Here is a 13788-nt window from a genome sequence, read left to right as displayed (position 1 = left end):
GGGCGTTTTTTCGGGACTTTCGGATAATGTTCAGGTTTTGACTGGAAACTTGAACCGGTTGGTCTCTATAATGTCGCCGATAAATAAAGGGGTCGCCGGGTGCTTGTTGTGTGCTGTTGGGCATGATAAATCAAAAAATACCGGTTGATGAAAGATCAATTAACAACGTGGTTAGGCTACCTATGATCAAAATAAAGCGTGGGCTTGATTTGCCCATGGTGGGTGCGCCGGAGCGGCAAATTGACGCAGCTCAAACGGTGCGCAGCGTTGCAGTCATAGGCTTCGACTATAACGGAATGAAGCCAACGATGCATGTGCATGAAGGTGATCGCGTCAAGCTGGGGCAGGTCCTGTTCGAGGACAAAAAAACACCGGGCGTGTTTTTTACCGCTCCGGGCGCTGGCGTGGTCAAATCAATCAACAGGGGAGACCGCCGGGTATTCCAGTCTCTGGTCATCGAACTGGATGGAGACGAGCAGGAAACCTTCAGCCAGTACCCGGTTGAACAGCTTTCCGGCCTGACGGACGAACAGGTGCGCGACAACCTGCAAAAGTCCGGGCTCTGGACTGCACTGCGTACCCGCCCCTACTCAAAAGTGCCTGCCGTGGACTCCACCCCGCGCTCCATTTTTGTCACCGCGATCGACACCAACCCCCTGGCCGGCGACCCTGCCATGGTGATCGCCGAATACGCTGACGACTTCAAAAACGGCCTGCAAGTGCTGTCCCGCCTGGCCAGGGTATTCCTGTGCAAGGCCGACGGTGTCAGCCTGCCGGGTGAAGACGTTGCCGGTGTCCAGGCCGAAGCCTTTGCCGGCCCGCATCCTGCCGGCCTGCCTGGTACACACATCCATTTCCTTGATCCGGTCAGTGCAACCCGCACCGTGTGGCAGATCGGCTATCAGGACGTGATTGCTGTCGGCAAACTGTTCACCAGCGGTCAGCTGTGGGTCGAACGCGTGGTATCGCTGGCCGGTCCGGTGGTTAAAAAACCACGTCTGGTCAAGACCCGCCTGGGTGCCAACCTCAGCGAGCTGGTTGCCGGCGAGCTGGAAGAGGGCGAAAACCGCCGCATTTCCGGCTCCGTGTTTGGTGGCCGTACCGCACGCAACACCTGTGATTACCTTGGCCGTTACCACGTGCAGGTCAGCTGTCTGGCCGAAGGCCGTGATCGCGAGCTGTTCCACTACCTGCGTGCCGGTGCCAACAAACACTCCATCCTGAACATCTTCATCTCCAAGCTGAGCGGCGGCAAGAAGTTTGCCTTCAACACCAGCAGCAACGGCAGTGCCCGGGCCATGATTCCTCTGGGCAACTACGAGTCCGTCATGCCGCTGGACATCCTGCCGACCCAGCTGCTGCGTTACCTCATCGTGGGTGATACCGAGATGGCCCAGCACATGGGTTGTCTGGAGCTGGATGAGGAAGACTTGGCACTGTGCACCTATGTGTGTGCAGGCAAGTACGAGTACGGCCCGATCCTGCGGGAAAACTTAACGCGCATCGAGGTGGAGGGTTAATCCATGGGTCTTCGTGCATTTCTAGACAAGATCGAACATAACTTCGAGAAAGGCGGCAAGTACGAAAAATGGTATGCCCTGTATGAGGCAGTGGATACCTTTCTGTACAAGCCGGCCGATGTAACCAAAACCACCGCCCACGTGCGTGACGGCATCGACCTCAAGCGCATGATGATCACCGTGTGGCTCTGTGCCTTCCCGGCCATGTTCTTCGGTATGTGGAACATCGGCTACCAGGCCAACCAGGTGTTTGCCGCCAGCCCCGAGCTGCTGGCTGCCCAGGAAGGCTGGCGCTTTGCCCTGACCGGTGCTCTGGCCGGTTTTGACCCGGGCAGCGTCTGGGACAACATGATCCAGGGTGCCACCTGGTTCCTGCCCATCTATCTGGTGACCTTCATTGCCGGTGGCTTCTGGGAAGTCCTGTTTGCCTCAATCCGCAAGCATGAAGTCAACGAAGGTTTCTTCGTCAGCTCCATCCTGTTTGCCCTGATCGTTCCACCAAGCATTCCACTGTGGCAGGTTGCCATGGGTATCAGCTTCGGTGTGGTGATCGGTAAAGAGGTGTTTGGCGGTACCGGCAAGAACTTCCTCAACCCTGCTCTGGTAGGTCGTGCGTTCCTGTTCTTCGCCTATCCTGCCGACATCTCCGGTGATGCAGTCTGGACTGCAGTGGACGGCTTTGCCGGTGCCACCAGCCTGAGCGTGGTTTCTGCCGGTGGCATGCAGGCGCTGAGCGATCAGGGTCTGAGCTGGATGGATGCATTCCTCGGCTTCATGCCAGGCTCCATTGGTGAAACCAGTACTCTGGCGATCTTCATCGGTGGCGGCATTCTGGTGATGACACGCATTGCTGCGTGGCGCATCGTGGCCGGCGTGATGCTGGGCATGATTGCCCTGAGCACCCTGTTCAACATGATCGGCTCCGAGACCAACCCGATGTTTGCCATGCCCTGGTACTGGCACATGGTGGTGGGCGGCTTTGCCTTCGGCATGCTGTTCATGGCGACCGACCCCGTGTCCGCGTCCATGACCAATACCGGCAAGTGGATTTTCGGTGCCCTGATCGGCGTAATGGTGGTGTTGATCCGTGTGGTCAACCCGGCATTCCCCGAAGGCATGATGTTGGCCATCCTGTTTGCCAACCTCTGTGCACCACTGATTGACCACTTCGTTGTTCAGGCCAATATCAAGCGGAGGCTGGCACGCAATGTCTAGTAGAAAAGATACAACCGCAGGCACGCTGACGGTCGCTCTGGTCGTTTGTCTGGTGTGCTCCATTTTCGTTGCCGGTGCTGCAGTAGCCCTGCGTCCGACCCAACAGGCCAACAGCCTGCTGGACAAGCAGCGCAGCATCCTGGCCATTGCCGGCCTCGGTGACGCCAGCTTGAGTGGCGATCAGGTCCGCGACATGTTCAAGGGCCGCATCCAGGCACGCCTGGTGGACCTTGAGGAAGGCACCTATTCGGACAAGTTCGACCCGCTGACCTTCGATCACATCGCGTCTGCCAAGGACCCTGCCGTCTCGAAAAAGCTCGACAGCAAAGAGGACATTGCGTCCATCAAACGTCGTGAGCGCTATGCCACCGTCTATGTGGTGGAAGAGAATGGCCAGCTGGATACCCTGATCATTCCGGTTCGCGGCTACGGCCTCTGGTCCACCCTGCATGGCTTCATTGCCGTCAAGGGCGACCTGAATACCGTAACCGGCTTCGGTTTCTACGAGCATGCCGAGACCCCGGGTCTGGGTGGCGAAGTTGATAACCCGAAGTGGAAGTCCCTGTGGCCCGGCAAGGAAGTGTTTGATGCCAGCGGCAAGCCTGTGCTGCATGTCATCAAGGGCAACGTTGACCGTTCCAGCCCGGCGGCAAAAAATCAGATTGACGGCATTGCTGGTGCTACCCTGACCAGTAACGGTGTCAACCATCTGTTGGATTACTGGCTGGGTGAGAATGGCTTTGGCCCATTCCTGAACCGCCTGCGCAAAGGGGAGGCATAACCAATGGCTGAGCCAACCATCAAGGGCGTGTTGCTTGATCCTATTTTCAACAACAACCCCATCGGCCTGCAGATTCTGGGTATCTGTTCTGCACTGGCCGTAACATCGAACCTGAAAACCGCCATCGTCATGTCGATTGCACTGACACTGGTAACAGGTTTCTCCGGCATGTTCATCTCGATGATCCGGGCCCAGATCCCGAGCTCGATCCGCATGATCGTGCAAATGGTGATCATCGCCTCGCTGGTAATCGTGGTGGACCAGTTCCTCAAGGCTTATGCCTATGGACTGTCCAAGCAGCTGTCGGTGTTCGTCGGCCTGATCATCACCAACTGTATCGTGATGGGTCGTGCCGAAGCCTTCGCCATGTCCAACCCGCCAGTGCTGTCATTCTTTGACGGTATCGGTAACGGCCTGGGCTATAGCGCGATGCTGATTATTCTCGGCATCATCCGCGAGCTGTTCGGTTCGGGCAAACTGGTCGGCGTGACCATTTTCCAGACCATGAACGATGGCGGCTGGTACCTGCCAAACGGCCTGCTGCTGCTGCCACCATCCGCGTTCTTCCTGATCGGCCTGATCATCTGGGCGCTGCGCATGTGGAAGCGTGAGCAGATGGAGAAGCCGGACTTTGTCATGGCTCCGAACACTGCCGAGAAGGAGGCTTACTAAGATGGAACACTATTTGAGTCTGCTGGTTAAATCGATCTTCATCGAGAACATGGCGCTGGCCTTCTTCCTGGGTATGTGTACCTTCATTGCACTGTCCAAGAAGGTCGAAACCGCCATTGGCCTGGGTATTGCGGTGGTTGTGGTACAGACCATTACCGTTCCTGCCAACAACCTGATCTACACCTACTTGCTGAAAGATGGTGCACTGGCCTGGGCCGGTCTGCCGGATGTGGATCTGAGCTTCCTTGGTCTGCTGAGCTACATTGGCGTTATTGCCGCCATCGTGCAGATCCTGGAAATGCTGCTGGACAAGTACGTTCCCGCACTTTACAACGCGCTGGGTGTGTTCCTGCCGCTGATTACCGTGAACTGCGCCATCATGGGTGGCACCCTGTTCATGGTTGAGCGTGACTACGACCTGGCCGAGAGTGTGGTTTACGGACTGGGCTCCGGCTTCTCCTGGGCCCTGGCAATTGCCTTGCTGGCAGCCATTCGCGAGAAGCTGAAGTACAGCGACGTTCCTGCAGGTCTGCAGGGGCTGGGCATTACCTTCATTACCATTGGCCTGATGTCCCTTGGTTTCATGTCCTTCTCCGGCGTACAACTCTAAGGAGCAGTGAATAATGAGTTTCGAAGTCTTTTTGGCCATCGGAATGTTCACCGCCATCGTTCTGGCGCTGGTGGTGATCATCCTGATTGCGCGCGCCAAGCTGGTTTCCAGCGGCGATGTCAGCATTCTGATCAATGACGAGCGCAGCGTGACGGTTCCTGCCGGCGGCAAGCTGCTGCAGACGCTGGCTGCGCAGAATATTTTCCTTTCATCCGCCTGTGGTGGTGGTGGCACCTGTGCCCAGTGCAAATGCCAGGTCTTCGAAGGTGGCGGTGACATGCTGCCGGCCGAAGGCAGCCACTTCACCCGCCGCGAGGCCAACGAAGGCTGGCGTCTGTCTTGCCAGGTGTCCGTCAAGCAGGACATGAAGATCCAGATCCCCGAAGAAGTGTTCGGCGTCAAGAAGTGGGAGTGCACTGTGGGCTCCAACCCCAACGTGGCCACTTTCATCAAGGAGCTGACCCTGGTTCTGCCCGAGGGCGAGGACGTCAACTTCCGCGCCGGCGGCTATGTGCAGCTGGAATGCCCGCCACACCGTGTCGAGTACAAGGATTTTGACATCGAGGAGAAATTCCACGAGGACTGGGACAAGTTCAACATCTGGCGCTATGTGTCCGATGTGAAGGAAACCACCATTCGTGCCTACTCCATGGCCAACTACCCTGAAGAAAAGGGCATGGTCAAGTTCAACATCCGTATCGCCACTCCGCCACCCGGCCGTGACGAGATTCCTCCCGGCATCATGTCTTCCTATGTGTTCAGCCTGAAAGAGGGCGACAAGGTGACAGTGTACGGTCCCTTCGGTGATTTCTTCGCCAAGGATACCGATGCCGAGATGGTCTTCATCGGTGGTGGTGCCGGTATGGCACCGATGCGTTCGCACATCTTCGACCAGCTCAAGCGCCTGAAGTCCAAGCGCAAGATCAGCTTCTGGTACGGTGCGCGCTCCATGCGTGAAGCCTTCTATGTCGACGAGTACGACAAGCTGCAGGAAGAAAACGAGAACTTCCAGTGGCACCTGGCCCTGTCCGATCCTCTGCCCGAGGACAACTGGACCGGTCTGCAGGGCTTCATCCACAACGTGCTCTACGAGAACTATCTCAAGGATCACCCGGCACCGGAAGACTGCGAGTTCTACATGTGTGGACCACCCATGATGAACGCCGCCGTCATCAAGATGCTGGAAGACCTGGGCGTAGAGCCTGAAAACATCTTGCTGGACGACTTTGGAGGCTAACATGCTGCGCAACCTGTTACAGGGTGCGGGAGTTATCACAGTCATGAGCCTTGCGCTGGCCGGTTGCCAACCGGCCGAGCGTGTCGAAGTGCTGTCCGGTCCAACCATGGGCAGCACTTACACCATCAAGTATGTTGCAAACAAGACAACACCCGCTGCCGATGCAGCGGGTGTTGTCGTTCAGAACATCCTCGATGAGGTCGACCGCCAGATGTCGACCTACCGTGCAGACTCGGATCTGTCCCGTTTCAACAAGCTGCCGGCCGGCAGCTGTGAACAGATGCCTGCGCCCGTGCTCGAGCTGATCGGCTATGCCGATGAGCTGTCCCGGCTGAGTGAGGGGCGTTTCGACATCACCATCCAGCCGCTGCTGAATGTCTGGGGCTTTGGCCCGGCCAGCCGTGATCGCCAGATTCCGTCTGAAGAGGCGATCAGCGAAGCGCGCAGCCGGATGGGCTATCAGCACCTGAGTATTGAGGGTAATCAGCTTTGCAAGGAAGTTGACCTCAAGCTTGACCTCAACAGCATCGCCGCAGGCTATACTGTTGATCGCATAGCGGCGAAATTTGAGGATCTGGGCATCCACAACTATATGGTCGAGGTGACCGGCGAGCTGATAGCCAAAGGCAAAAAGCCGGACGGCTCGCCCTGGCGCATCGCCATCGAACAGCCGCTTGGTAACGGTGAGCGGGTGTTGCAGCGAGTACTGGAAATTGACGGCTGGGGCGTGAATACTTCAGGTGATTACCGCAATTATTTTGAAGAGGACGGTATCCGCTTCTCTCATACGCTGGATGCGAAAACCGGTGCGCCGATTGCGCACAACCTGGCTGCAGTTACGGTGATTGACCGCTCGGCCATGGCGGCGGACGGACTGGGTACCTTGCTGATGGTGCTGGGCAAGGATGAAGGCATGAAATTTGTCAGGCAGCATGGTATTGCGGCGCTGTTCGTGACCCGTGAAAACGGCGAATTCGTCAGCCATGTCAGCCCGGATTTTGAACAATTGTTTCCCGAACAGGGGAGGTAGTCTCATGACATATCTGATTATGGTTCTGGTGGTATTTGCTGTGATGCTGCTGGTGGTGCTGGGCATGGCTTCGGGCGTGATGGCCGGACGCAAGCCGATTGCCGGTTCCTGCGGCGGCATTGCCGCGCTGGGCATTGAAAAGAATTGCTCGATTTGTGGCGGTGAACGGCTGAAGTGTGAAGAAGCCAATGCCAACGGCACGGTACAGGCGGCCCGGGAGCTGGCCTACGACGCTACAGCACGCAAATGACAGATAGCTGAAGACCGTCGGCAGGTGGTGTCGCGGTGAGTGCCTCCGGGCGCGCAGGCACCAGCAGCGGAGTTGCCAGTCTGTGACGGTTTTCATGGCAGGTGAATTAAGGAGTTTAAATGGCGGTTTATAATTACGATGTAGTCATTCTTGGTTCCGGCCCGGCAGGCGAAGGGGCGGCAATGAACGCGGCCAAAGCCGGTCGCAAGGTTGCCGTGGTGGAAAGCCGTGGTGTGGTCGGCGGCAGCAGTACCCATCTGGGGACCATTCCATCGAAGGCGTTGCGTCACTCGGTGCGGCAGATCCTGCGTTTCAACACCAACCCGATGTTCCGCCAGATTGGCGAGCCGCGCTGGTTTTCCTTTCCGGATGTGCTGAAAAGCGCGGAAAGCGTGATTGCCCGCCAGGTGGCCTCCCGTACCGCCTACTATGCCCGCAACCGTATTGATGTCTACTTCGGTACTGCCAGCTTTGCCGACGAACACAGTATCGACGTGGTGGGCCCGAGCCGGGTGGAAAAGCTGGTGGCCAACCAGATCATCATCGCCACCGGTTCACGTCCATACCGCCCAGCGGATATCGACTTCAACCACCCGCGCATCTACGACAGCGACACCATTCTCAGCCTTGGCTACACCCCGCGCCGCCTGATCGTCTATGGTGCTGGCGTGATTGGTTGTGAATATGCCTCCATTTTCAGCGGCCTGGGCGTACTGGTTGACTTGATCGACACCCGTGACCGCCTGCTCAGCTTCCTTGACCGTGAAATCTCCGATGCCCTGAGTTACCACCTGCGCATCAACAACGTACTGGTACGTCACAACGAAGAGTACGAGCGTGTTGAAGGTGTTGAAAACGGCGTCATCCTGCACCTGAAGTCGGGCAAGAAGATCAAGGCGGACGGCTTCCTCTGGTGTAACGGCCGTACCGGCAACACCGACCAGCTGGGTCTGGAGAATGTCGGCCTGGCGGCTAACAGCCGTGGCCAGGTGGCAGTAGATGAGTACTACCGTACCGAAGTGCCGAACATCTACGCCGCCGGTGACGTGATCGGCTGGCCGAGCCTGGCCAGTGCCGCCTACGACCAGGGCCGTTCTGCAGCCGGCAACATCATTGACGATGGCAGCTGGCACTATGTTGATGACGTGCCAACCGGGATTTACACCATCCCCGAGATCAGCTCGATCGGCAAGACCGAGCAGGAGCTGACCGAAGAGAAGGTGCCTTACGAGGTGGGCAAGGCGTTCTTCAAGAGCATGGCGCGTGCGCAGATTTCCGGTGAAGAGACCGGCATGCTGAAAATCCTGTTCCATCGCGAGACGCTGGCGATTCTCGGCGTTCACTGCTTCGGCTATCAGGCGTCAGAGATTGTTCACATTGGCCAGGCAGTGATGAACCAGCCGGGCGAGGCCAACAGCCTGAAGTATTTCATCAATACCACCTTCAACTTCCCGACCATGGCGGAAGCGTACCGGGTCGCAGCCTATGATGGAATGAACAGGCTTTTTTGAGCGGCTCCGGCCAGGCAGTGGCGATGGCCGGAGCGGCCTTTGAGCAGTTGTTTACGGACTCCCGAGCGTGGCGCTGGCCAGCCCGGGAAAGTCTGTAATCAGGCTGTCAACGCCATACTGGACGAGCTGGCGCATCAGCGCCGGGTCGTTCACCGTCCAGGCGGACACATGCAGGCCGGCGTTCTGTGCATCGAGAATGCGTTTCTCGATGCACAGGCTCCAGTTCAGGGCCAGCAGGCTGCACTGAAAGCGCTGGGCTGTTTTCACCGGGTCCAGCCAGGCATATTCGGCGACCAGCCCGCGTTTCAGATGGGGTGCCTGTTGCATGGCCGTACGCAGTACGGTATGCGAGCTGCTGGTCAATACCACCTTGTCGTTAAGACCGAATTGTTCGCAAAGTCGTGCAATGGCCTGGATCAGGATCACCGCACGCTTGCGTGACAGGCTCTTGATTTCTATTTGCCAGTGTTCGAAAGGGCAGGCTGCCATCACCTCGGCGAGCGCCGGTATTGTGCAGGGTACCGGCCAGGACGGGCCGGCGTGGCGCACATCAGTGCTGGCCAGCTCGGCGGCGGTCTGGTTTTTCACCCGGGCCTTGCTGCCGGCCAGACGCTTCAGGTCGGCATCATGAATGACCACCACCTGATGGTCACGGGACAGGCGCACATCCAGCTCGCAGCGCTGTACGCCGGCATCAAGGCAGGCCTGAAAGCTGGCCAGGGTGTTTTCCGGAGCCAATCCCTTGGCCCCGCGATGGCCATAGATCAGCGTCATCGCGATTGCCCCTGATGCTGGCGTACGCTGTTGATGACGTGGTCGTATTCAAAATAAACCGAAAAGCCCGGGTAGTCCCAGCGCGTGATGGGGGGCTGGCCAACGCTGGCGTGACGCCTTGCCGGCTCGCCATGGGCACGCAAGACGCTGGTCTGGCTTTGCCCGCGTTGTGGCAGACCCGCTGCAGTCTGGCCGCTTTGCTGGCCAAGCGGAATTTTCAGGGTATCTGCCAGCGCAGCGGTACTGGCGGACAACAGGGCGAGAAGAAGCCATTTGGCAACAACCTTGTACATGAAAATTTACTCCTGAAGGTCAGCCAGTGCCTCACGGCGCTCCTGGGCCTGTTTGTGCATGATATGACGGGCAAGAACCTGCCGCTGCGTTTCGCTGGGTTCGTGAAAACAGGCGGCGACCTTGAAGCGGTCGCCTGTTGCCTGGCAGTTGACGATCCGGGCTTGCAGCTGCAGACCGAATGCCTGCGGCAGCAAGATCAGGCGAAGCGTGAGAATGCTGCCGGGCTGATGATGGCGGGTATCGAGAAAGCAGATGCCGTCTTCGGAGAGGGTGACTTCCTGCGGCTCGCCAAAATCCTTCATCAGGCCTTGCGCCAGCGCATTGGCCAGCAGATCAATGCGCTTGTTGGTGATTTTCAGGTAATTGACCAGCGTACGTTGCTGCTCGCTGATGCTGCGCAACAGAGGCTGTGACTCCAGCTCGAGCAGGTAGAGTTCGTTGAGCAGGTTGAACAGCAGCGAGTCCTCGCCGGATGGAGCGCCCGTGCTGATTTGCAGTGCGATCCGGTCCCGGATGCGGTAGTATGCGCGACGTTCCTGAGAGTCCTGTGTGATCATGTTATGTCCAGACTGGGCATGATTGATGGGCTTCCCGGCCACCCGGTTGGCAGGCGTTTGTCACATTCTAGCCCTTAACCTTTTACAGTGCAGCATTATGTTTCGACCTCTGGCTTTGTTTATCGGCATGCGTTATACGCGGGCCAAAAGACGCAACCATTTCATTTCTTTCATTTCTCTGACTTCCATGATCGGGCTGGCACTGGGTGTGCTGGTGATGATCCTGGTGCTGTCGGTGATGAACGGCTTCGACCGCGAGATGCGAACGCGCATTCTGGGCATGGTGCCGCACGCCACAGTCAGCTCGTTTACGCCACTGGATGACTGGCGTGCCACCGGGGCGCAGGTCATGCTGCATCCCGAGGTGCGGGCGATAGCGCCATTTACCCAGCTGCAGGGCATGTTGACGCACAGCGGCAGCGTGCAGCCGGTGCTGGTCAACGGGGTGTTGCCTGAGGCCGAAGATGATGTCTCGATCATCAGCAATCACATGCAGGCCGGCAGCCTTGCGGACCTGAAAAGCGGCGATTTCTCGATCATCATCGGCGAAACGACCGCGCGGCGTTTCAATGTGCGGGTTGGCGACAAACTGACCTTTGTGTTGCCGGAAGCCTCGGTCACTCCGGCCGGGGTGTTTCCGCGCCTGAAGCGTTTTACCGTGGCCGGCATTTTCAAGGTGGGGGCCGAGCTGGACGGCTCGCTGGCCCTGATCCATATCGCCGACGCCGCCCGCCTGTCGCGCTGGCAGCCACACCAGGTGGAGGGCATTCGCCTCAAGCTGAAAGACCTGTTCGACGCGCCGCGGGTCTCCTGGGAGATCGCCGCCACCATCGAAGACAGCGACCTGCATCCGCGTGACTGGACTCGCAGCCACGGCAACCTGTTCCAGGCGATCCAGATGGAAAAGACTATGATCGCCCTGTTGCTGTTGCTGATTGTCGCGGTTGCTGCGTTCAATATCATTTCCACACTGGTGATGGTAGTCACCGACAAGAAAGCCGATATTGCCATTTTGCGCACGCTGGGTGCTTCACCGCGCCAGATCATGGCGGTGTTCATGGTGCAGGGTACATTGATTGGTGTGATCGGCACGCTGATCGGCGGCGTACTGGGCGTGATCAGTGCGCTGAATGTCACCACCTGGGTGGCGGCCATCGAATCCTTCTTCGGTCACCAGTTCCTGAGCTCGGACGTGTATTTCATCAGCTATCTGCCCTCGGAGCTGCGCTGGCAGGATGTGCTGCTGATCTGCAGTGCGGCACTGGGCATGAGTTTCCTGGCCACGCTGTATCCGGCGTGGCGTGCTTCACGGACACAGCCGGCGGAGGCCCTGCGCTATGAATAAGCCGATTGTTCTTGAGTGTCGCCAGCTGGGCAAGACCTACCAGGAAGGCCCGGCGAAGGTCGAGGTGCTGAAAAACATTGATCTGCAGCTGCGGGCTGGCGAGCGCATGGCCATTGTCGGCAGCTCCGGCTCGGGCAAGACCACGCTGCTGCACATGCTGGCCGGGCTGGATGTGCCAACCAGCGGCAGCGTCTGGCTGGCCGGCGAGGAATTGTCGGCACTGTCGGAGCGCAAACGCGGCTTGCTGCGCAACCGTGCGCTGGGTTTTGTCTATCAGTTTCACCACTTGTTGCCCGAGTTCACAGCCATCGAAAACGTCTGCATGCCGTTGCTGATTGGCACCACCCCGATTGATGCAGCCCGTGAGCGGGCCGTAACCCTGCTGGAACGGGTCGGGCTGGGCCACCGGCTGGAGCACAAGCCGGCCGAGCTGTCCGGTGGCGAGCGCCAGCGGGTGGCGATTGCCCGTGCTCTGGTCAACCGTCCCGAGCTGGTGCTGCTGGACGAGCCGACCGGCAACCTGGACCGGGCCACGGCACAGAGCATTCAGGCGCTGATGCTGGAGTTGTCCGAATCGCTGGGCACCAGTTTTCTGGTGGTGACCCACGACCCCGAGCTGGCACAGCAAATGCAGAGGGTGTTGCGGTTGCAGGATGGTGGGTTGGTCGAAGAGTGATTTTTTGCACATACGGTGCGGGGGTGTGCCGTGGGGCTGTATCAGGCTGACGCTCGGCCGTGTCCTTAAAATGCCACAGCCGGCTGATGCCTGACACAACACCCCGTCACACCCAATACACCCTGTGCGGGTGGAAGGAGGGTGGCCCGGCTACGCCGGGCTACTGTCGCTGTGATTGGCTGAATATTTGTAGTTTGAGCGGAACTCCTTTACTTACTAGAATGAGAGCCTTTCGACTGCCTGATAAATCCGCGAACCCTACTCAATACTGGGCAGCAGGTTATGTACAGCCAGAGTTAGCTTCAGACAGTGCCAATTTGTATGCTGTGGTTGCGGACTTGCACAGGCAAAAAAAGCAGGCAAACAAAGCAGCAGCGCAGCCAAATCTATCAACTCTGAAGTTACCACAAATCAATCAGCAAAAAGGGCGTCAGCAGTCCGGCGCAGCCGGACCTCTATCCCTCCCACCGTGCATGGTGTTGAAAGGTGAGGGCGAGACCGGAGCAAAGCCTTGTTGTTCGCGCTGCTTTTAACAGCGCGGGCAACGCGAGCTTTGCGGAGCGTCTTGCCCTCACCAGGCGAATCAAGTACACCAAACACCTCAGCGCACCAAAAGCACAAAATTACTCTACCAAAAGCACCAAAACCCGCCCAGCCTCCGGATAACACCAGACCACGTTCACATCATGCAGCCGCGCCCCATACTGGCGTGAAGGTTCCGGCTGCTGGTAGGCCGGTTTCGGGTCCTGCGCCAGACACTGCTCGATCAGCTCCACCAGGGGTTCCTGCAAGCGCCGGGCATGCTCCCGCGCCGACGCCAGAGCTGCAGGCTGCCAGTCGACAGGCAGCAGTGCCGGCGGCTGTTCGGCAATGCGGTTCCAGGCATCAGGTACCGACTCGACAAAGGGAATGTAGGGTTTGATGTCCAGCACCGGCGTGCCATCAAGCAGATCGATGCCGGAAATGTGCAGCCGGCATTCTTCGTCAATGCGTTCAAGCCTGACCAGTGACTGCCCGATGCTGTTGGGCCGGTGACTGGCGCGGCTGGCAAACACGCCCAGGCGCTGATTGCCGCCAAGCCGTGGCGGGCGCACCTGCAACCGGTGCTGCTGGTCGAGGGCCTGATGAAAGAGAAAAATCACCCAGACATGGCTGACCTGCTCCAGTCCGGCCAGTGCGTGCGGCTGGTTGTAGGGCGGGCGCAGCTCGATGATGCCGCGAGCCGCCGGTGCCAGTGCCGGCTGGCGTGGAATGGCGAATTTTTCTTTGAAGCAGGAACGTACCTCGCCAATCACCTGTAGCTGAAAACTGTCCAC

At 58.4% G+C, this 13788-nt stretch carries 15 protein-coding genes; 11 read left to right on the top strand and 4 right to left on the bottom strand.

Annotated features, from left to right (window positions below):
* The first annotated feature begins 182 nt into the window (after nucleotides 1–182).
* The 9 genes from AR306_RS07635 (at nucleotide 183) to sthA (ending at nucleotide 8826) form a co-directional block, all read left to right on the top strand.
* On the top strand, nucleotides 183–1520 hold the full coding sequence (locus AR306_RS07635) for a Na(+)-translocating NADH-quinone reductase subunit A (RefSeq protein WP_101496960.1): 1338 nt from the start codon (nucleotides 183–185) through the stop codon (nucleotides 1518–1520).
* 3 nt (nucleotides 1521–1523) lie between these two features.
* Nucleotides 1524–2735, top strand: a complete 1212-nt coding sequence (locus tag AR306_RS07630) for an NADH:ubiquinone reductase (Na(+)-transporting) subunit B (RefSeq protein ID WP_101496959.1) — start codon at nucleotides 1524–1526, stop codon at nucleotides 2733–2735.
* Entirely contained in the window at nucleotides 2728–3516 is a 789-nt protein-coding gene (locus AR306_RS07625; protein ID WP_101496958.1) for a Na(+)-translocating NADH-quinone reductase subunit C, read from the top strand. Before AR306_RS07630 ends, AR306_RS07625 begins: the two co-directional genes overlap by 8 nt.
* Before the next feature lie 3 nt (nucleotides 3517–3519).
* Entirely contained in the window at nucleotides 3520–4188 is a 669-nt protein-coding gene (locus tag AR306_RS07620; protein WP_101496957.1) for an NADH:ubiquinone reductase (Na(+)-transporting) subunit D, read from the top strand.
* Between the two features lies 1 nt (nucleotide 4189).
* Nucleotides 4190–4798 (top strand): NADH:ubiquinone reductase (Na(+)-transporting) subunit E, encoded by a 609-nt coding sequence (nqrE, locus tag AR306_RS07615; RefSeq protein ID WP_101496956.1) that lies wholly within the window; start codon nucleotides 4190–4192, stop codon nucleotides 4796–4798.
* A 10-nt stretch (nucleotides 4799–4808) separates the two neighbouring features.
* Nucleotides 4809–6035 (top strand): NADH:ubiquinone reductase (Na(+)-transporting) subunit F, encoded by a 1227-nt coding sequence (gene nqrF / locus AR306_RS07610; protein WP_206167983.1) that lies wholly within the window; start codon nucleotides 4809–4811, stop codon nucleotides 6033–6035.
* Nucleotides 6036–6078: 43 nt separating this feature from the next.
* Nucleotides 6079–7065 carry an FAD:protein FMN transferase gene (locus AR306_RS07605; RefSeq protein ID WP_240622510.1) on the top strand — a complete coding sequence of 329 codons (987 nt, stop codon included), beginning with the start codon at nucleotides 6079–6081 and terminating at the stop codon, nucleotides 7063–7065.
* A gap of 16 nt (nucleotides 7066–7081) precedes the next feature.
* A complete protein-coding gene (gene nqrM / locus AR306_RS07600; RefSeq protein WP_407071194.1) occupies nucleotides 7082–7315 on the top strand; it encodes a (Na+)-NQR maturation NqrM in 234 nt (77 codons plus the stop codon).
* 119 nt (nucleotides 7316–7434) lie between these two features.
* A complete protein-coding gene (gene sthA / locus AR306_RS07595; RefSeq protein ID WP_101496952.1) occupies nucleotides 7435–8826 on the top strand; it encodes a Si-specific NAD(P)(+) transhydrogenase in 1392 nt (463 codons plus the stop codon).
* Between the two features lie 51 nt (nucleotides 8827–8877).
* Here the strand turns inward: sthA and AR306_RS07590 are convergent, their stop codons facing one another.
* The 3 genes from AR306_RS07590 to AR306_RS07580 are packed head-to-tail and all read right to left on the bottom strand — an operon-like array spanning nucleotide 8878 to nucleotide 10451.
* Nucleotides 8878–9600: a glycerophosphodiester phosphodiesterase gene (locus AR306_RS07590; protein WP_101496951.1), complete on the bottom strand. Its 723-nt coding sequence runs from the start codon at nucleotides 9598–9600 to the stop codon at nucleotides 8878–8880.
* Nucleotides 9597–9893, bottom strand: coding sequence for a phosphodiesterase (locus AR306_RS07585; RefSeq protein ID WP_101496950.1), 297 nt, complete (start codon nucleotides 9891–9893; stop codon nucleotides 9597–9599). Before AR306_RS07585 ends, AR306_RS07590 begins: the two co-directional genes overlap by 4 nt.
* A gap of 6 nt (nucleotides 9894–9899) precedes the next feature.
* Complete coding sequence (locus AR306_RS07580; protein WP_101496949.1) at nucleotides 9900–10451, bottom strand: PilZ domain-containing protein; 552 nt, start codon at nucleotides 10449–10451, stop codon at nucleotides 9900–9902.
* Nucleotides 10452–10548: 97 nt separating this feature from the next.
* Here AR306_RS07580 and AR306_RS07575 point away from each other — a divergent pair, with 97 nt between their 5' ends.
* A complete protein-coding gene (locus AR306_RS07575; protein ID WP_101496948.1) occupies nucleotides 10549–11796 on the top strand; it encodes a lipoprotein-releasing ABC transporter permease subunit in 1248 nt (415 codons plus the stop codon).
* The gene (gene lolD / locus AR306_RS07570) at nucleotides 11789–12472 is read left to right on the top strand and encodes a lipoprotein-releasing ABC transporter ATP-binding protein LolD (protein ID WP_101496947.1); all 684 of its coding nucleotides are present in this window, start codon (nucleotides 11789–11791) and stop codon (nucleotides 12470–12472) included. The genes AR306_RS07575 and lolD overlap by 8 nt, the downstream gene beginning before the upstream one ends.
* 623 nt (nucleotides 12473–13095) lie before the next feature.
* Here lolD and tsaA read toward each other — a convergent pair.
* Complete coding sequence (tsaA, locus tag AR306_RS07565; RefSeq protein WP_240622509.1) at nucleotides 13096–13788, bottom strand: tRNA (N6-threonylcarbamoyladenosine(37)-N6)-methyltransferase TrmO; 693 nt, start codon at nucleotides 13786–13788, stop codon at nucleotides 13096–13098.

Origin of the sequence: Thiopseudomonas denitrificans (genome assembly GCF_002866065.1) — a bacterium.
Classification (GTDB): domain Bacteria; phylum Pseudomonadota; class Gammaproteobacteria; order Pseudomonadales; family Pseudomonadaceae; genus Thiopseudomonas; species Thiopseudomonas denitrificans.
This window is presented reverse-complemented; position numbering and strand designations above follow the sequence as displayed.